General features: G+C 41.2%; 19 protein-coding genes and 1 riboswitch. Of the genes, 10 read left to right on the forward strand and 9 right to left on the reverse strand.

Features of this window, described 5'->3' with window-relative positions; all coding sequences use genetic code 11:
* Positions 1-31 precede the first annotated feature (31 nt).
* Positions 32-1,267 carry a dicarboxylate/amino acid:cation symporter gene (locus ACH0BF_RS09620; RefSeq protein ID WP_406909321.1) on the reverse strand — a complete coding sequence of 412 codons (1,236 nt, stop codon included), beginning with the start codon at positions 1,265-1,267 and terminating at the stop codon, positions 32-34.
* Between the two features lie 199 nt (positions 1,268-1,466).
* Between ACH0BF_RS09620 and ACH0BF_RS09625 the strand changes: the two genes are divergently transcribed.
* Positions 1,467-1,772, forward strand: coding sequence for an ArsR/SmtB family transcription factor (locus tag ACH0BF_RS09625; RefSeq protein ID WP_120036420.1), 306 nt, complete (start codon positions 1,467-1,469; stop codon positions 1,770-1,772).
* Positions 1,773-1,911: 139 nt separating this feature from the next.
* Positions 1,912-2,331, forward strand: a complete 420-nt coding sequence (locus tag ACH0BF_RS09630; RefSeq protein WP_120036419.1) for a low molecular weight phosphatase family protein — start codon at positions 1,912-1,914, stop codon at positions 2,329-2,331.
* Between the two features lie 45 nt (positions 2,332-2,376).
* Here the strand turns inward: ACH0BF_RS09630 and ACH0BF_RS09635 are convergent, their stop codons facing one another.
* On the reverse strand, positions 2,377-3,669 hold the full coding sequence (locus tag ACH0BF_RS09635; RefSeq protein ID WP_340856048.1) for an NCS2 family permease: 1,293 nt from the start codon (positions 3,667-3,669) through the stop codon (positions 2,377-2,379).
* A gap of 92 nt (positions 3,670-3,761) precedes the next feature.
* Positions 3,762-3,863, reverse strand: a riboswitch (purine riboswitch).
* Between the two features lie 127 nt (positions 3,864-3,990).
* Here ACH0BF_RS09635 and ACH0BF_RS09640 point away from each other — a divergent pair.
* Positions 3,991-4,818: an EcsC family protein gene (locus tag ACH0BF_RS09640; protein ID WP_406909322.1), complete on the forward strand. Its 828-nt coding sequence runs from the start codon at positions 3,991-3,993 to the stop codon at positions 4,816-4,818.
* Positions 4,819-4,936: 118 nt separating this feature from the next.
* On the opposite strand, the gene ACH0BF_RS09645 is transcribed toward ACH0BF_RS09640, so the two are convergent.
* Together ACH0BF_RS09645 and ACH0BF_RS09650 are read right to left on the reverse strand one after the other, a co-directional pair.
* The gene (locus ACH0BF_RS09645; RefSeq protein WP_120036416.1) at positions 4,937-5,623 is read right to left on the reverse strand and encodes a TrkA C-terminal domain-containing protein; all 687 of its coding nucleotides are present in this window, start codon (positions 5,621-5,623) and stop codon (positions 4,937-4,939) included.
* A 140-nt stretch (positions 5,624-5,763) separates the two neighbouring features.
* Positions 5,764-7,173, reverse strand: coding sequence for a SpoVR family protein (locus ACH0BF_RS09650; protein WP_120036415.1), 1,410 nt, complete (start codon positions 7,171-7,173; stop codon positions 5,764-5,766).
* 180 nt (positions 7,174-7,353) lie between these two features.
* Between ACH0BF_RS09650 and ACH0BF_RS09655 the strand changes: the two genes are divergently transcribed.
* The 3 genes from ACH0BF_RS09655 to ACH0BF_RS09665 all read left to right on the forward strand — a co-directional run bounded on the left by ACH0BF_RS09655 (position 7,354) and on the right by ACH0BF_RS09665 (position 8,618).
* On the forward strand, positions 7,354-7,572 hold the full coding sequence (locus tag ACH0BF_RS09655) for a YhdB family protein (protein ID WP_041099076.1): 219 nt from the start codon (positions 7,354-7,356) through the stop codon (positions 7,570-7,572).
* Positions 7,573-7,729: 157 nt separating this feature from the next.
* Entirely contained in the window at positions 7,730-8,146 is a 417-nt protein-coding gene (locus ACH0BF_RS09660) for a disulfide formation protein C (protein WP_120036414.1), read from the forward strand.
* A 1-nt stretch (position 8,147) separates the two neighbouring features.
* Complete coding sequence (locus ACH0BF_RS09665) at positions 8,148-8,618, forward strand: thioredoxin family protein (RefSeq protein ID WP_340856056.1); 471 nt, start codon at positions 8,148-8,150, stop codon at positions 8,616-8,618.
* Positions 8,619-8,795: 177 nt separating this feature from the next.
* Here ACH0BF_RS09665 and ACH0BF_RS09670 read toward each other — a convergent pair whose 3' ends face one another.
* Positions 8,796-9,197 (reverse strand): DUF5365 family protein, encoded by a 402-nt coding sequence (locus ACH0BF_RS09670; protein WP_340856058.1) that lies wholly within the window; start codon positions 9,195-9,197, stop codon positions 8,796-8,798.
* A 128-nt stretch (positions 9,198-9,325) separates the two neighbouring features.
* Between ACH0BF_RS09670 and ACH0BF_RS09675 the strand changes: the two genes are divergently transcribed.
* Entirely contained in the window at positions 9,326-10,228 is a 903-nt protein-coding gene (locus tag ACH0BF_RS09675; protein WP_340856061.1) for an RluA family pseudouridine synthase, read from the forward strand.
* Between the two features lie 161 nt (positions 10,229-10,389).
* Here ACH0BF_RS09675 and ACH0BF_RS09680 read toward each other — a convergent pair whose 3' ends face one another.
* Positions 10,390-11,244, reverse strand: a complete 855-nt coding sequence (locus ACH0BF_RS09680) for an aldo/keto reductase (RefSeq protein WP_406909323.1) — start codon at positions 11,242-11,244, stop codon at positions 10,390-10,392.
* Positions 11,245-11,431: 187 nt separating this feature from the next.
* Between ACH0BF_RS09680 and ACH0BF_RS09685 the strand changes: the two genes are divergently transcribed.
* From ACH0BF_RS09685 to ACH0BF_RS09695, 3 genes are all read left to right on the forward strand, one after another.
* Positions 11,432-12,049: a DUF47 domain-containing protein gene (locus ACH0BF_RS09685; RefSeq protein WP_120036409.1), complete on the forward strand. Its 618-nt coding sequence runs from the start codon at positions 11,432-11,434 to the stop codon at positions 12,047-12,049.
* A 14-nt stretch (positions 12,050-12,063) separates the two neighbouring features.
* Positions 12,064-13,062: an inorganic phosphate transporter gene (locus ACH0BF_RS09690; protein WP_120036408.1), complete on the forward strand. Its 999-nt coding sequence runs from the start codon at positions 12,064-12,066 to the stop codon at positions 13,060-13,062.
* A 539-nt stretch (positions 13,063-13,601) separates the two neighbouring features.
* A complete protein-coding gene (locus tag ACH0BF_RS09695; RefSeq protein ID WP_340856067.1) occupies positions 13,602-14,900 on the forward strand; it encodes an NCS2 family permease in 1,299 nt (432 codons plus the stop codon).
* 39 nt (positions 14,901-14,939) lie between these two features.
* On the opposite strand, the gene ACH0BF_RS09700 is transcribed toward ACH0BF_RS09695, so the two are convergent.
* The 3 genes from ACH0BF_RS09700 to yhbH all read right to left on the reverse strand — a co-directional run bounded on the left by ACH0BF_RS09700 (position 14,940) and on the right by yhbH (position 17,574).
* Positions 14,940-16,073, reverse strand: a complete 1,134-nt coding sequence (locus ACH0BF_RS09700) for a zinc-dependent alcohol dehydrogenase (RefSeq protein ID WP_340856069.1) — start codon at positions 16,071-16,073, stop codon at positions 14,940-14,942.
* A 119-nt stretch (positions 16,074-16,192) separates the two neighbouring features.
* On the reverse strand, positions 16,193-16,321 hold the full coding sequence (locus ACH0BF_RS09705) for a 3-methyladenine DNA glycosylase (RefSeq protein WP_120036405.1): 129 nt from the start codon (positions 16,319-16,321) through the stop codon (positions 16,193-16,195).
* 113 nt (positions 16,322-16,434) lie between these two features.
* Complete coding sequence (gene yhbH, locus ACH0BF_RS09710; RefSeq protein WP_340856072.1) at positions 16,435-17,574, reverse strand: sporulation protein YhbH; 1,140 nt, start codon at positions 17,572-17,574, stop codon at positions 16,435-16,437.
* Positions 17,575-17,647: the final 73 nt, after the last annotated feature.

The following is a 17,647-nucleotide window of genomic DNA, read 5'->3' on the forward strand; positions in this document are numbered from 1 at the left end:
CCTTTTTTGACATGCCTGTTATGTCCCCTTTTTAGGCGCCTGCCCGCTGTTCCTTAATGGTTCTCTTTTTCTCCGTTTCTGCTACATAAACTGCACAAGCTGCATCCCCAGAAATATTGATAGCTGTCCGTGTCATATCCAGGATACGGTCGATTCCTAGAATCAAGCCAATCCCTTCTACCGGCAAGCCAACACTGCTTAACACCATGGCAAGCATAATCAGGCCGACACCTGGCACACCGGCTGTTCCAATACTAGCTAAAACAGCAGTGAGTACTACAGTAGCCAGTTCACCCACTGTTAAATCAATACTGTATACTTGTGCAATAAATAGTGTTGCAACCCCCTGCATAATCGCTGTCCCGTCCATGTTGATGGTTGCACCGAGCGGCTGGACAAAAGAACTAACGGACTTTGGCACATTCAAACGGTTTTGCGCTACTTCCATGGAAATGGGAAGTGTGGCATTACTGCTTGATGTGCTGAAAGCGACACTCATTGCCGGGGCAAAGTTTTTGAAAAACCATAGAGGGCTTTTTCTGGCAAGAAATAAAATGGTCCCGCCGTAAGTTAAAACTCCATGAATAAACAAGGCAGCAAGCACACAAACCATATAAATGCCCATTGCCCGGATAGCGTCCCAGCCCTGGCTTCCAATAGCCGAAGCAATCAATCCGAAAGTACCATACGGAGCAAATTTCATCACAAAGCTGACAAGATACATCATAAGATCATTGCCCTGCTCCACTAATTTCAGCAGGCCCTTTGTTTTTTCACCTAAAGCCGTTAAAGCCAGACCAATAAAAAGAGCAAATGTAATAATTTGCAGCATGTTGCCTTGTGTCATGGCCTCAAGCGGATTTTTCGGAATGATATTCAACAGAGTTTCCCCGACAGGAGGAGCTTTTTCAGCAGAAAACTCTGCATTTTTCACGTCAAACTCTCCTGCCTTACCAGGCTCTACTACACCGGCGATAATTAATCCGATAATAATAGCGATTGTAGTAGTAATTAAAAAATAAGAAATCGTTTTCAATCCAATCCTGCCTAACTTTTTCGGATCTCCAAGACCCGCAGCTCCCAGAATAATAGATAAGAATACGATTGGTACGACGAGCATGCTAATGAGGTTAAGAAAAATGCGGCCAAGCGGAGTAAAAAAATAAGGATCTAATACATCGTAGGCATTGGGTGCGAATATATTGAGTAGCAGCCCTACTACAGCACCGGCAATTAAAGCAATAATAATTTTCCCAGTAAGTTTCATCCCCGTTCTCCCTCCCCAAATTCAATAATCAGTCACAAATTCCATCATAACTGACAATTTCAAAAAATACAAAAATATTCAATATGATTACATTTACCTCAATTTCCTTACACTCAAACGCTGTCTTACTTGCTTTACTTCATGACAGTTGTTTTAGTTATTTGATACGATAAGATTAAACTGCCTCTGGAGGAAAGCTATGAAAAAGAAGAACATCGAACTAGATGAAGAAACCTTATTTATTGTGTCACAAACCTTTAAAGCTTTATCAGACCCTACAAGGCTTCGAATTCTAAACTTGCTTTTTACTGGGGAACACTCGGTAAATGATATTGCTGAAAGATTATCGCTGCTCCAATCCACTGTCTCACATCAGCTCCGCTTTTTAAAAAACTTGCGGCTTGTTAAGTACCGGCGTGAAGGCACCACCTTGTTTTATTCACACGATGATGAACATGTCATTGACCTTTTATTCCAAGCTATCGAGCATGCCAAACATCATTAGAAAGATTACCGTTTAACGAAATATTCCATTAGTCCTATATCTTTCGGTTACTCGCTTACTAATTTTTTTGACATTTAGGCATATTTTTAGAAAAAGGGGGTAAAAAAGAAATAGAAACGACGGCAAAGGGGCTTGAATAATGGATAACAAAAACATATTATTTCTTTCTACATCAAATGACCTAAGCATCATGGCTGCAGGATGGGCCTCTAAGCTAGACGATCCTTCACTAAACTTTGTGAGCGCGTCCTTTATCGAAAGCTCGGAAAATGAATTGTTAATTGAGGCAATGAAAGAAGTTAATATAGATATTACAGACAAAGAATTAAAACTAGTCGCGCCTCACTTGATCACAAAAGCTGATCTGATCGTGAACATCTATGATTTTAAGCACGATCGGGAGCCTGACCTTTCACTTGCTCCTAAAAAGAAGGTCCTTCGTTGGGATATCCCAAATCCGGAACATTATGATGACTCCACAGAGAAATGGGCAGCTTATCAAATCGTATGCGATGAGCTAGCGGAGCATGTAAAGAATTTAACGAATGAATTAAACTAAGCCTCTTTACCTGATTAGATTCTAATGGTAAAGAGGCTTAGTTTTTTACAAATATATAAAATAAGCAAGAAAAGCTACAAAGAGAACATAGAGCAGTGGATGGATTTCTTTTGCCTGTCCCTTCGCAATCATCGTAATCGGATAAAGAATAAATCCAAGAGCAATCCCACTAGCAACACTTGAAGTGAGCGGCATCATAATAATCGTCACAAAGGCAGGAATAGTAATCTCTGGCCGGTCCCAACGAATATTCTTGATCTGTGTTGCCATTAAAGAGCCCACTATAATGAGTGCCGGCGCTGTTACTTCTGCCGTGATAACGGACAGCAGCGGAGAAAAGAATAAGGCAACAGCAAATAAAGCAGAGATGACAATAGAAGTAAAACCTGTTCTCCCTCCTACCGCAATGCCGGCGCTTGATTCGACCATCGCCGCTGTAGTAGAGGTTCCAAGAACAGCGCCGACAACAGTTGAGGAAGAGTCAGCTAACAATGCCTTCCCAGCGTTTGGAATTTTATTGTCCTTCACTAGTCCCGCTTGACTGGCAATCGCAATAAGCGCCCCAGCTGTATCAAAAAAAGCAACAAAGAGGAAGGTAAAAATAACCGCAAGCATCTCCGGTGTAAAGATACTGTGCAAATTAGAGAAAACAACACCAAAAGTAGGAGTCAGGCTTGGGATAGCTCCAATTACTTCTCCAGGAACACGGATTAACCCGACCAGCATGCCAACAACTGTAGCAATGGCCATACCATAGAAGATGGCTCCACCGATGCCTCGTACCATCATAATTACTGTTATGATAAAACCAAATATCGACAGCAATACTTCTGGTGAATGCAAATCGCCAATACCGATAAACGTGCCCTCATTTGCTATAATGATGCCAGCATTTTTCAAACCGATAAAGGCAACGAAAAATCCGAGACCGCCAGCAATAGCATGCTTCAGGTCCTCCGGGATAACATTAATAATCGCTTCACGGATTTTTAACAAACTTAAAATAACGAACAAAACACCTGAAATAAACACGCCTGTCAATGCTGTTTGCCAGGGAATTCCCATGCCAATGCAGACTGAAAATGTAAAAAATGTGTTTAATCCCATGCTCGGTGCTATGCCAATCGGGTAATTAGCCAGTAGCCCAATTAATAAAGAACCGATAATAGCTGATAAGGCAGTAGCTGTAAAAATAGCTCCCTTATCCATTCCGGACTGACTTAAAATGATCGGGTTAACGACGAGAATATAAGCCATGGACAAAAAAGTTGTAATACCGGCTAATGTTTCTTGCTTATACGTCGTTCCCCGTTCTTGAAAAGCAAAAAAATGTTTCATTGTGTGCTCCCCCGCTATATGGATTTCAATAAAAAAACTTCCGTCTAAAACGGAAGCTGCCGGCTGACAAGGGGGATAGCAAATTAAGTAAACGTAAGGTTGCTACCCCTTGTAGTCAGGCTATTTACGGCAGCCTGGTAGAAACGTTCAAGCCTTATTCTTGAACATATACAAAGGATTTATTTCATTCAATTGCGAGAATTATATCAAAATACAAATAACAAGTAAATTCACCTTCTTATATTCGCAATCATCTGTTTATTGAAACCTTATACGTACCGTTGACGTACATTAATTAACATACCAAAAGGTGGGATAGCTATGGAAACGAAAGAACAATTATTAGCTGAGCTTGAATCAATCAATAAATGGGAACAAGAACAGAAGCACTTATGGATCTGGGATAAGATTGCCCGCCTTCCTTTTAAACTGCTCGATAAAGTGACCCCAAAGATCATCCAGGACAAAATCGCTCTGCTGCTTGATGAAATTGGCAGCTTTATTCAAACAGGCGGACAATATCTCGTCCAGGAAAAAACTGTTTTGAAGAGAGTGCAGGAGGCCCATCCCAAATTAACGATTGAATCAGTGGAGGATGTCGGGAGAGTGAACCTTCAAACGATGGATGCCATAGCCGAAGAATTAAAAAAATCCCGCGCCAACATGGCAACCGTCCAGGGAGCTTCAACCGGGATCGGCGGTCTATTCACTTTAGCTGTAGACATTCCTTTGCTTCTTGGCTTGTCCTTGAAAACCCTTCAAGAAATTGCCATTGCCTACGGTTATGATCCAAAGCAAAAGGCTGAGCGTATCTTTATTATTAAATGTTTACAATTTACTTCTTCAGACGTTGTTGGAAAAAAAGCCATTTTAACTGACTTGTCCGGCTTCTATGAAGGGCGGGGGCAAAGCCGGGAAATGATGTCACAGTTGCAAGGCTGGCGTGAAGTTGTCTATACATACCGAGATCAATTCGGCTGGAAGAAAATGATGCAGCTTATACCGGTAGCTGGAGTGATATTTGGGGCTTTTACAAACCGCTCGGCCGTTCTTGACGTGGCAGAAGCAGGTAGCATGCTATATAAAAAGCGGCGCATAATGGAGCGCCTGCAAGAAACCAATAAACAAGCTGAAGGCTCATGCGACTGAGCCTTCAGCTTGTTTATTTAAGACTATCTGCGTACAAAGGCGAAGGATGATGGAGAGGCCACAGGTAGCGGCCAATAAAAAATCCAGCCTTTACTTACAATGAACAGCTTATTGCCTTCTAGTCTGAAGAGCTTTCAATTCTTTCATCTGCCTTCAGGAACTTCTTTTCTATTTGTTTTTTATTTCCATAAATGAACAACTGATCTCCCTCATGGATCTTTTCTTCATCCAGCTTATTGCGAATATTCACTTTGCCGCGTTTAATAAATAAAATGCTGATGTCTTCATCACGTTCCACGAGGTCTACTGCTTTCCGGTCGATGAATTCAGAATCTTTTTCAATGACCACATCCGTTACCAAATCATCCTCGTCTAAGTACAGCGCATCTTTAATAGGCAGCTCTGAGATTTCTAATTTTTTTTCCATTTCCCTGTTTAATTTCTTTTTCAGCCGCTCCTTAATAAAAGGGGTTTTCCCGATCATCAAAAGAATGAGCAGAATCACATTAATTATCGTCAATTCTTTTACACGCAAGTCATTTGATAGTATATTGGTGATGGAAGAAATTACCACCGCGAGTGAAAAAGCCCCAAATAAAATAAGAAACATACTCAGCCGCCTGCGAACTGGATGATCAAGGACCAACTGGGCTTCATCTGTAGTAAATCCGGTATTTGTGAGCATAGAGACCACTTGATAACGGGAAACTGCTGTTTCTAATCCAGTTAAATTAAATAAAGTAACAGAAATTTCTATAACAAAAGCGACAATTAAAAAATAGAGAACCATAAAAACTAATCCCATTATTTTCTGCTCTCCTTCCGGAAATTAGCTTCAAGAAATATTTCCCCTTCCGTTCGCAAATAAAACTAACATACGAACAACGGCTAAAAAATTTGGAATGAATAAAAAAACGAGTGGCCGGAAATCCGGACACCCGCTCGTTATAAATACTTACGCTGCACTTTGTGGCCACTAAAGGTAAAGAGAATTTCCCGGTCTTCCACCATTGTTTCCAAATGAACGGTTCTTCCCCATAACGTATATAGGTGCGGCAAAACTTTTTCTAAATACTTCAGGTCCAGCTCAATTCCTTCGTACCAATGTTTAATATACAGTTCTCCCGCTTTCATATAATCGCCGTCATTCACTGTCAAATAAGGAAATCCGCCGTTCACTCGCATGCTAACGAGTTGGTCGCGCACGTTTGTCCATTCTTTATCGATTATCTTATAATCTTTCCCTTTTTTCTGGAATAAATACATGTCTTCTCTTAAAACGAGCTCTTTCGTTAAATAATTGCGTAAGAACGAAATATCAGACTCAACTTCCCTGACTTCAAATATTTTTTCTCGTCCTGATCCTGCTTTAACTCCGTGGCGCTTCATTTCCTCCGTTGGATTATTGTACCGTTCTTCAATATCTTCAAACATTTTCAGTCCTAAATAATAAGGATTGATCGACGTGCGCGACGGCTGGACGACACCCGCGTTTAGCTTAGCAAACTCAATTGCTTCTCCCGGTGTTAAATCAAGCTCACGCACGATACGTTGGTGCCAGTAAGAAGCCCAGCCCTCATTCATAATTTTCGTCTCTAACTGCGGCCAGAAATAAAGCATCTCCTCTCTTACCATTGTCATAATGTCACGCTGCCAGTCCTCAAGGTCTCGGCTATACTGTTCAATGAACAGCATGACATCTTTTTCCGGCCGGGGAGGAATTGTTTTCTTTGCTTTTTTCGGTGTAATTTCAAATGTGTTTGTCTCATCAAGCAGCCAAAGATCATCATAAGGCCCCTTCTTCTTCTCCTGCTCCACTTCTGGTTCGTCTGTTTGCCAGTAGAGCTGCCGTCTTAGAAGCGAAGGATCGATGTGCTCCTCAATGGCCAGCACAGCGTCCAAAAACTTTTCTACCGTTTCCTTGCCATGGTCCATTTCATATTGATGGATTCTGTCAGCTGTTGCAGCCATACTTTCCACCATATGTCGGTTCGTTTGCTGGAAACGGACATTATTCTTAAAGAAATCACAATGAGCCAATACGTGAGCTACAATCAGTTTGTTCTGAATTAAAGAATTCGTATCAAGCAAGAAGGCATAACATGGATTTGAATTAATTACGAGCTCGTATATTTTACTAAGACCAAGATCATATTGTAGTTTCATTTTGAAAAATTGTTTACCAAAACTCCAGTGAGAAAACCGGGTCGGCATGCCGTAGGCGCCAAACGTATAAATAATTTCCGCCGGGCAAATTTCATATCTCATCGGATAAAAATCAAGGCCGAATCCCGTGGCAATTTCAGTAATTTCATCAATGGCATACTGAAGGTCTTTCATTTCTGCCTCATTCATTTTCGCTTCCCCCTTTTGCCCTTTAACAAATACTTATGAAAAAAAGCAAAGGGTCATACCCTCTTTTCCGCCAAATCCTTATTCAATTTTTAAACGGGGGCTATGCCAGTATTTACAGAGAGAGTTTTTTGAGGGGGAACATATACTATAGATAGTTCCTCGAACAAGGGGGGATAAGCAATGGATTATACAGATTATGACCGTGTGCTGTACTATGTTCATCGTTCAGACTGGACAAACCTGCTCATATTGATGGTGCGGACAAAAGATCATTTACTGTCGAAGAAAATTGAACATTTTCTCCATGCCCGCTCATTCCCTAATTCTTATTCTGCTGTGGAAAAAACTTTTTATACATTATTCCACTATGTGGAGCATGCCAACTCATTAAATGCCTAGAGGAATTCCACCAGTGATAAGCAGCTGGGAAGGTAAAAAAAGCCTTTCCAGCTGCTCTTTCTCATGTCTCTCTGCACTTTTAGGACTGATTATTTTACTTTTTTCAGCTGCTAATACTATAATCATTTAGAGAAATTTATATAGAAAAGGAGAATGTATGAAAAAAGAAAACCTGCTTTTTATCGCTTGGGGCGCTTCCTTTATTGCGATGCTCGGCAGCTTATATTTTTCAGAAGTGATGAAATATGAGCCTTGCGAGCTTTGCTGGTATCAGCGGATTCTTATGTATCCACTTGTTTTAATCCTGGGGCTTGCCATCATAAAAAAAGATATGGCTGCTGCCCGCTATTCCTTAACCCTTTCAGCTATCGGGGGCTGTATTTCTCTTTATCATTACGCTATTCAAAAAGTTGATTTTTTTACAAACAGTGCTCCAGCATGCGGAAGGGTACCGTGCACAGGAATGTACATTAACTGGTTTGGTTTTATTACTATCCCTTTTTTGGCACTTACAGCATTCATTATTATTTTTATAACCAGCCTCCTCGTTATTAAAGGAAAGGACGTTGCCTAGCATGAAAAAAATTATTATCTTTGCGGCTGTTATTTTAATTATATTTGCAGCAATTGTTTTCCTCACCAAATATCAGCAAAATGAAGCGTCAAAGGACAATCCTTATGGTAAAAAAGAGCTTCATCCCGAAACGATTAAACAACTTGATGATCCAAACTACAGCAACCTTATCTTGCCGGATGAGTTGGACAAGAAGCTAGAGGACGGAGAAGACCTTTTTGTTTATTTTTATAGCCCAACCTGTCCTCATTGTCAGGCTACTACGCCAGTTCTTATGCCGCTTGCTAAAGAAAAGAATACTCATATCAATCAGTTTAATCTTCTGGAATTTGAAGATGGATGGGATCATTACCAGATTGAATCAACACCAACTCTTGTCTACTTTAAAAATGGCGAAGAGCAGGAGCGCCTCGTCGGCAGCCAGCCGAAAGAAACGCTTGAACAATTTTTGGATGCCCATAAAGAAAAATAAAAGAACTCCCCTGTCTCCAATGGCAGGGGCTTCTTTTACGATCGCTTGTTAATTATAATTTTAAAACAGAGGCTCTGTTAAAGGTGAATAGGGTTTTTCAACAAAAAATCGGAGCAGAAATCAACAATTAGGGATAGCCGAGCCCTAATAAAAAAGCCTTCTGGTTGCACAGAAGGCTTACATCAAGTATGTGTTGGACGGGGTAAGAGAAGTTAAATAGGGGATCAGACTTCTTTTATTGGTAAAATGACTGAGAAAGAAAGGAAAACTAATATCAAACGCTTCTAAAATCGCTGTGTTTCTTTCAAACATTTCCTGATAGTGCGAGGGCAGACTAGCAGGATCGTTTGTTTCAAGGATAGATAAAATTGTTTGAAGACTAGAGATCACTTGAAAAGCATCCTGGAGAGTTCCAAAAAGCTTAAAGTGACTATCTGTCAATTCCAATATTCCAAATTCATACATGATTCTCAGTTCTTCCTCTTCAAAGAAGCGGGGGAAAACTTCCTCCTTTAATTGCCAAATTAATTCATTAATTTTTTCTTCCTGCTCGGTAGTGGAGGCAATAATTACTTTCAAAAAAACACCTTCCCTGCTATATCCTAATTAATGATCTGATAGATAGTTCAAGAATAACATATAACCTCATTTAATAACGTTGGTAATTTTGTGAAATGGGGTAAGATAACCTAAAGGTGGGAACCATTTTGTATAAGACAAAGCGCAAAGGTACTATTTACGAAATTAGCATTCCTTTGGAGTGGGAAGGGGAAACCGCTTATTCTATTTTTAAAGAAAAGTGGAAGCTGCCCAAAAAACTGATTCATCAATGGAGAATGGATCAAGCCATCACATTAAATGGAAAAACAGCTGATTGGCAAGCTGCTCTCAGGGAGAATGATGCCTTGCAGATTCCGCTATTCCTTTCTTCCACAGAAAGCCCTGTTCCTTCGTTCTTTGACATGGATATTTTATATGAGGACGACCATTTGCTCGTTGTGAATAAGCCAGCTGGAATGAAAACTCACCCTAATCAGGAGGAAGAAATCAACTCTTTACTCAATGCAGTTGCTTATCATGTCCAATTATCCGGAGAGTGTGGTTTTATCCGCCATGTTCATCGTTTGGATGAACAGACGAGCGGTGTCGTTCTATTTGCCAAGCATGAAGCAGCCTATACGGTTCTCTCCCACCTTCTGCAAGATCGACTTATTAAACGAACTTACGTCGCTGCCGTTCACGGCATCATGCAAAAAAATAAAGGAACGATCAACAAGCCGGTCGGAAGAGATAGACATCATCCCACGAGGAGACGCATCTCACCATCGGGCCAATCTGCTCTCACTTATTTTCGTGTGCTGCAGAGAAATAAAAGCCGCAAGCTCTCTATTGTAGAATGTCAGCTTGCGACTGGACGAACTCATCAAATTCGCGTTCACTTTTCTGCCAGCGGTCACCCTCTTGTCGGAGACCGTCTATACGGAGGAGAGCCACTCGTAAAAAGACAAGCTCTTCATGCGGCTAAAATCGAAATTCCTCATCCGTTCACCGGTGAAACAATCGTTTGCCAGTCAACTGTTCCAGATGACATTCGCTCTCTCTTCACTTAAATTGGCTGAACGGTCGCTGGGCGAGCGCCTTGCGCTTTTAGCTTTATCCAGCTTCAGGCTCTAGCGTGTACGGCGGTTTCAGAATGTCTGTTGGCGTCAACGAACGACTCCGACAGACATTCCTCCAACCTCCTATCACGCTGGGCGAGCGCCTTGCGCTTTTAATTTGCAAAGCCATTTTCAAATTGGTCGGGGTCGGGACCGATTCTTTCTCCTTTGTTTAAGGCGTTGATATTTTTCATGTCTTCAAGGGAAAGTTGAAAATCAAAAAGTTCACTGTTTTCTTTCATCCGTTCAGCATGAATGGATTTTGGAATAACGACTGTGCCATTTTGCAGGTGCCAGCGTAGAATAATTTGTGAAACTGACTTGTTGTGTTTTTTCGCTATGTGGTTCAGTGTCGGTTCGTTAGCCAGCCTATTGCGAGCGATTGGCGACCATGCCTCTACCATAATGTTTTTTTCCTGGCAGTACTTTCTCACTTTTTCCTGAGTCAAGTATGGATGATTCTCAATCTGATTAATGGCCGGCACCTCGTTGCAGACAGCAAGCAATCCTTCCAGATGGTGGACTTGAAAGTTGCAGACACCGATCGCTTTAACGGCTCCTTCGCTGTATAACTGCTCGAGTGCCCGCCATGTTTCCCGGTACTTCTCTTTGGATTTTCCAGGCCAGTGAATTAAATATAAATCCAGATAATTCGTTTGCAGTTTATTTAATGAGGTGTCAAATGCTTTCAGGGTTTCATCATATCCCTGATCACTGTTCCACACTTTTGTAGTAAGGAACACTTCTTCACGGTTCACGCCGCTTTCTTTTATAGCCTGGCCAACAATCTGTTCATTTTCATAAATAGCTGCCGTGTCGATGAGACGATATCCCATGCGCAGGGCCGACTGAATGGCAAAGTTCGCCTCTGCCTCATCCGTCATTTTATAGACACCGAGTCCTACTTGCGGGATTGCCAGTCCATTGTTCAAAGTTAGCGTGCCTTGGAGATTTTCAACAACTTTCATTTTTATTCCTCCTTTCAGATTTACTTGTATTTTACCGTCAAATAAAAGCAGAATCGACCATTTAGCTGGGGAAAGCCGTTTAAACAAATAATTTTTCTGCCTTTTTTCGACAAACTCTTTTTTCTTGGGCTTTATTCAAGTAAAATAGTGCTGTTAGCCATTTTTTATAATTAGGAGGCTTTTCGAATTGTTTAAACACAAAAAGGATAAATTCACTATCTTGCTTAATTCAATTGCAGTCAATTTGAAGGAAAGTGCCGATTACTTTGCTGACTACAAACTAAAGAACGCCAGCGATTTAAAAATCTTTTACAACGAGATGAAAACGTTCGAAACCAAAGGCGACGAATTAATTCACGAGGTTATTAAGGAATTGAACCAGTCGTTTATCACACCGATCGAGCGGGAAGACATTTTAGCGCTTGCGATGAGCATGGATGATGTCCTTGACGGTCTTGAAGAAACAGCAGCGATGTTTGAAATGTACTCGATTATTAACGTCGATGAATATATGCTGAAATTTGTTGAAGCCATTCGCGGTTGTTCAGTTGAAATTGAACGGGCCGTTGACTTGCTTGAGACGAAAAAGCTACTGCCAATCCGTGAGCATGTCATTAAAATTAAAGATTACGAAACAGCTTGTGATGGCATAAGACGCCAATCCATTAAACATCTGTTCGCCACAGAGAAAGACCCAATTCAACTCATTAAGCTAAAAGAAATTTATGAGAGCTTAGAACAAATTGCTGATTTCTGTCAGGATGTGGCCAATACTCTCGAAACCATCATTATGAAAAACGCTTAAGGAGCGCCCTATTTATGGATTCTCTACTCATTGTTACAGTATTAATCGTTGTCTGCGCTTTATCATTTGATTTTATTAACGGCTTCCATGATACGGCAAATGCTATTGCTACCTCCGTCTCCACGAAGGCTCTTAAGCCCCGCCATGCTATTATACTGGCAGCTTCTATGAACTTTCTTGGGGCCATGACATTCACTGGAGTAGCGAAGACCATCACAAAGGATATTGTTGATCCCTTTATGCTTGAAAATGGTTCGACCGTTATTTTAGCGGCTTTAATTTCTGCTATCCTTTGGAATTTACTTACATGGTATTACGGAATTCCGAGCAGTTCCTCTCATGCCTTGATTGGTTCTATTGCTGGGGCGGCGATTGCAGCTGCCGGTGTGGGAATTTTGAATTACAGTGGCTTCTTAAAAATTATTGAAGCACTGATTCTTTCGCCAATTATTGCTTTTATTGGCGGCTTTATCGTATACAGCATATTCAAAGTGGTGTTTAAGGACAATAACTTACCGAAAACAAACCGCCGGTTCCGCCACTTTCAAATTTTTACGGCTGCCTTGCAATCATACACACATGGTACGAACGATGCCCAAAAAGCGATGGGGATTATTACAATGGCACTGATCGCTAACAACTTCCAGTCGACAACGGATATTCAGTTTTGGGTACAGTTTTCCTGTGCGGCTGCCATGGGAATTGGGACTTCTATAGGTGGCTGGAAGATCATTAAAACGGTTGGCGGAAAAATTATGAAGATTCGTCCAGTTAATGGTGTTGCGGCCGACTTAACATCCGCAGCCATCATTTTCGGTGCTACATTTATCCATTTGCCAGTCAGTACTACTCATGTCATTTCTTCTTCCATTTTAGGGGTAGGCGCTTCACATCGGATTCGCGGTGTTAAATGGGGAACGGCCCAGCGCATGTTAATTACATGGGTGATCACATTGCCAATATCGGCTACAATTGCCGCTTTAACCTACTTCATTCTTGATTTATTCCTATAAAAAGCTGTTCCGCTATGGCGGAACAGCTTTTTAAAATACATATTTTCTTAAAATATTTAAAAATAGAACGAAGGCAATAACAAACATGAGAATGATGAGTATCTTTTCCTGCTTGCTTCCAGGCATTTTATCTCCCCCTTCTAAAAAATGGTTTCTTCCTTTTGATTAGGCTCTGTGATACTTAATGGTTGATTTTCACTGCAGGCGGACGCTTTCCGCTACAATCAACGATGAAAAAATATCCTTCTTTAACAGAGCCTTTTATTAAAAGCCCGCTAGCCAGTATAACCATTCGTTCACTTGCACCTTCATCTTAACCACGTATTCTTTTTGCCTCAATAGAAACTTTGGATATCTTGCTTTTTCGCTACCATAATAAGAAATAGCTCTCCATTCACGCACTAGTTTCACCAATACTGAACAACATGGCTTGTTCGTGATCAAAAGATCACTCTTTTTTATTTTCCTATTGCATCTACTCAACAAAACGAATATTATATTAAGTGTGATTTTTAATGTTCGTATTTTGGAGGTTTCCAATGTTTAAATTAAAGGAAAATGGAACAAATACAAAAAAAGAAGTAATCGCTGGTCTGACTACATTCCTAACAATGGTATACGTTGTTGTGGTGAATCCAATTATCCTACAGGATGCAGGTGTACCATTTGATCAAGTATTTACAGCCACGATTATTGCTACTGTCATCGGAACATTATGGATGGCTCTCATGGCCAATTATCCGATTGCGATTGCCCCGGGAATGGGTATGAACGCATATTTTGCTTATTCTGTTGTCGGTTCTCACGGAGACATTACTTATTCGACAGCTTTTGCTGCTGTTTTCGTCGCCGGTCTTATTTTTATTGCCTTATCCTTGACTCCTTTCCGAGAAAAATTAATTATTGCTATTCCAGATAATCTTAAGCATGGAATTACAGCGGGAATCGGGTTATTTATCGCCTTTATTGGGCTTCGTCAAACTGGTATTATCGCTGATCATCCGACAAATTTAGTAGCGCTGGGCGATCTCCATAGCCCTGGAGCATTGTTAGCCTTGGCAGGGCTCGCCATTACTATTGTACTGATGGTTATGAGAGTAAATGGGGCCTTGTTTATTGGGATGCTTATTACGAGTGTGATTGCTTATTTCACCGGTCAATTAGAAATTACTAAGATTGTCTCCGCTCCTTCTCTTCCAGAAGGGCTGCTGATTTCTAACCCGTTCACTGCTATTGGAGATGTGATTCAGCATAACTTATATGCTGTCGTCTTCTCCTTCCTATTAGTAACTATTTTTGATACAACAGGGACCATGATTGCTGTGGCTCAGCAGGCTGGCTTGATGAAAGGCAAAACTATGCCACGAGCGCGCCAGGCCCTTCTCGCTGATTCTATTGCGGCTACTGCCGGCTCTATCTTTGGAACAAGCCCGACAAGTGCCTATATAGAATCTTCAACTGGGGTCGCTGCTGGCGGACGTACAGGGCTTACGACTGTTGTTGTTTCTGGATTGTTTGTGCTTGCTGCTTTCTTTGGGCCGCTCGTCAGTGCGGTATCCGGCTTGCCGGCTATCACAGCTCCTGCTCTGATTATCGTTGGCTGCTTAATGATGGAAAGTGTCGCCAAGATTACTTGGAATGAGCTTGATGAAGCATTTCCAGCATTTTTAATTATTCTTAGCATGCCATTAACGTCTAGTATTGCAACAGGTATTGCTCTCGGTTTCATTTCCTACCCGCTATTGAAAGTGGTTCGCGGAAAATTCCGTGAAGTGCATCCACTCGTTTATGTGTTTGCTGTTCTGTTCTTTTACCAGCTTGCCTTTTTGCCTCACTAAACTTTTGAAAAGAAGAAGCCGGATCCGGCTTCTTCTTTTTTAAGGTTTTAATACAACTTTTACACATTCGTCCTCATGATCATTAAAAATTTTATAAGCCTGTGGCGCTTGGTCTAACGGCATAATATGCGTAATAATTTCCGTCGGATTAATTTCACTTGCTGTAATTTTTTCAAATAGCTCCGGCATGTAATGGATAACCGGTGCCTGGCCCATTTTCAATGTGATGTTTCTCTCAAAGAAATTGCCGAGCGGAAACATATTGTACATAAGCCCGTATACTCCAGTTAACTGAACGGTGCCAAACTTTCTTACGGCATCTTTAGCGATATTGATCGCACTTAATGTACCACCTTGCAGCTTTAATTTTTGTTCGATTTTTTCAATCGCTGATTTTTTCCCATCCATTCCTACACAGTCGATAACGATATCTGCTCCTCCGTTTGTCAGCTCTTTAATGTGGTGACCCATTTCCGGATATTCGGAGAAATTATACGCCTCTACATTGTTCATTTTTTGAGCAAGCTGCAGACGATAAGGCAAATAGTCAACAGCGATAACCCGCTTGGCTCCTTTCATCCACGCAAACTTTTGCGTCATTAATCCAATGGGGCCACTCCCAAGAACGACAACCGTATCCCCCGGCTTCATGCCTGAGTGTTCCACGCTCCAATAGGCTGTTGGCAACACGTCCGACATGAATAATAAAGCCTCGTCCTCCAGTTCACAAGATTCAGGAACAACAAACGGCATAAAGTTTCCGAATGGCACTCGCAGATATTCTGCCTGGCCTCCGGGATGATTGCCGTATTGTTCTGTATAACCGAAGTATCCTCCCGTATCCTTATGAGGATTGGAATTGTCACATTGACTTTCCATGTCATGCTGGCAATAGAAACAGTGGCCGCATGAGACATTAAACGGCAGAACGACTCGGTCTCCTTTTTTTACTTTCGTTACATCTGGCCCCACTTCTTCGACAATTCCCATTGGCTCATGCCCGATAATATAGCCCGGACGCAGCGGCATATTGCCTTGATAAAGATGAAGGTCCGATCCGCAAATAGCTGTGGAGGTGATGCGAACAATCACATCGTCTCTTTTTTGCAAAACAGGATCTTCCACTTCTTTTACTTGCACATCTTTTGCTCCCTGGTAAGTAACAGCTTTCATATGGCTCCTCCTTATGATAGACTCCTTCGTCTTATACCCATAATTAACTCTTCTTAAAATATTGATCAAATAAATAAGCACATATTGAGAAAATCCTCAATATGTGCTGATCTCTTTTTTTATGAATCAGAATGCGTCGGCTTATCCACTTCTCGCTGTGGCTCGATATCTTCACCGCGCCTTCTTTTTTCCTTTTGCTCAATTGACAGATTTTCCTGCTCTTGTTGCTTGCCAGTCTCTTTACTCATTTTCTATTCGCTCCTTTACTTGTCTGATATCTTTATTTATTTCCTGTTCAAGCCAAACTAAACAAAAAAGTACCTTATTGAAAGCATGGATCTTTTCAATAAGGTACTTTTTTTTATTCTTCTTTTCCAAAAAAACTTTTCATCGCATAAAATACATCCGCTTTTTGCCTCAAGATATAATGTCTAAACTTATTATCTTTAATATTTTTATACGAATTCATGAGCGTGCTATTTCGGTTGTACTGGTTCACCTCTCCGTAGCCGAACATATTCGATTTTTCCATCAGCTCGTCAACCAGCTTTACACACCGCAGATTGTCAGATGATAAATTATCCCCGTCTGAAAAGTGGAAGGGGTAAATATTGTAGCGGGAAGGGTCATATTTCTCTTCGATAAGTTCTAAAGCCATTCGATAAGCAGATGAACAAATCGTCCCCCCGCTCTCTCCTTTAGAAAAGAAATGCTCTTCGCTGACTACTTTGGCTTCTGTATGATGAGCAATAAATTCAATATCAACGGTTTCGTACTTTGTCCGCAAAAAGCGAACCATCCAGAAAAAGAAGCTTCTGGCCATATATTTTTCCCAGACCCCCATCGATCCGCTTGTGTCCATCATTGCAAGGATCACGGCTTTTGATTCTGGCTTTTCCACTTCTGTCCACGTTCTGAATTTTAAATCCTCGGGTAAAATAGGATGGAATTTCGCTTCTCCAGTTAAAGCGTTGCGCTTATAAGCTGATAGCAATGTTTTCTTCTTATCCACATTGCCCATTAACCCTGTTTTGCGTATATCATTATATTCCACGTCTTCCACTGTGAAAGGCGCCTGTTCTTTTTGCTTCAGATTGGGAAGTGCCAGCTCGCTGAAGAATGCTTTTTCTAAGTCCATAAACGACACTTCTGCTTCGTAGTAATCTTCTCCAGCTTGATCGCCGGGACCGCTTCCTTTTCCAGCTCCCTCAGCAGGGCTGCCATCGCGAGCGATAACATCGCCTACTTGGCTATCGCCGTCCCCCTGCCCGACATGCTTATTTTTATCATAGTTATATCTAATTTTATATTCTTCTATGGAACGAATAGGGATTTTGATGACTTCATTGCCGTTTGACATGATGATACTCTCTTCTGTAACTAAATCCGGCAAGTTCTTTTTTATGGCATCCTGTACTTTTTGCTTATGCCGCTCTTGATCGTCATACCCTTTGCGGTGAAGAGACCAATTTTCACGGGATACGTGATGATGCTCACTCATCTCCTATCATCTCTCCTTTCCTTAGTTTTATCGTATGCATGCAGGCGGAAAGTTGTACGAAGTATATAGTTGA

This window comes from Pseudobacillus sp. 179-B 2D1 NHS (genome assembly GCF_045370945.1).
In the GTDB taxonomy this organism is placed as follows: domain Bacteria; phylum Bacillota; class Bacilli; order Bacillales; family Domibacillaceae; genus Pseudobacillus.

Coding starts and splice junctions, on each gene's coding strand:
- ACH0BF_RS09695 (WP_340856067.1), top strand. CDS start 13,602: ATGTTTAAATTAAAGGAAAATGGAACAAATACAAAAAAAGAAGTAATC.
- ACH0BF_RS09620 (WP_406909321.1), bottom strand. CDS start 1,267: ATGAAACTTACTGGGAAAATTATTATTGCTTTAATTGCCGGTGCTGTA.
- yhbH (WP_340856072.1), bottom strand. CDS start 17,574: ATGAGTGAGCATCATCACGTATCCCGTGAAAATTGGTCTCTTCACCGC.
- ACH0BF_RS09635 (WP_340856048.1), bottom strand. CDS start 3,669: ATGAAACATTTTTTTGCTTTTCAAGAACGGGGAACGACGTATAAGCAA.
- ACH0BF_RS09665 (WP_340856056.1), top strand. CDS start 8,148: ATGAAAAAAATTATTATCTTTGCGGCTGTTATTTTAATTATATTTGCA.
- ACH0BF_RS09655 (WP_041099076.1), top strand. CDS start 7,354: ATGGATTATACAGATTATGACCGTGTGCTGTACTATGTTCATCGTTCA.
- ACH0BF_RS09630 (WP_120036419.1), top strand. CDS start 1,912: ATGGATAACAAAAACATATTATTTCTTTCTACATCAAATGACCTAAGC.
- ACH0BF_RS09625 (WP_120036420.1), top strand. CDS start 1,467: ATGAAAAAGAAGAACATCGAACTAGATGAAGAAACCTTATTTATTGTG.
- ACH0BF_RS09705 (WP_120036405.1), bottom strand. CDS start 16,321: ATGAGTAAAGAGACTGGCAAGCAACAAGAGCAGGAAAATCTGTCAATT.
- ACH0BF_RS09660 (WP_120036414.1), top strand. CDS start 7,730: ATGAAAAAAGAAAACCTGCTTTTTATCGCTTGGGGCGCTTCCTTTATT.
- ACH0BF_RS09640 (WP_406909322.1), top strand. CDS start 3,991: ATGGAAACGAAAGAACAATTATTAGCTGAGCTTGAATCAATCAATAAA.
- ACH0BF_RS09680 (WP_406909323.1), bottom strand. CDS start 11,244: ATGAAAGTTGTTGAAAATCTCCAAGGCACGCTAACTTTGAACAATGGA.
- ACH0BF_RS09645 (WP_120036416.1), bottom strand. CDS start 5,623: ATGGGATTAGTTTTTATGGTTCTCTATTTTTTAATTGTCGCTTTTGTT.
- ACH0BF_RS09690 (WP_120036408.1), top strand. CDS start 12,064: ATGGATTCTCTACTCATTGTTACAGTATTAATCGTTGTCTGCGCTTTA.
- ACH0BF_RS09700 (WP_340856069.1), bottom strand. CDS start 16,073: ATGAAAGCTGTTACTTACCAGGGAGCAAAAGATGTGCAAGTAAAAGAA.
- ACH0BF_RS09650 (WP_120036415.1), bottom strand. CDS start 7,173: ATGAATGAGGCAGAAATGAAAGACCTTCAGTATGCCATTGATGAAATT.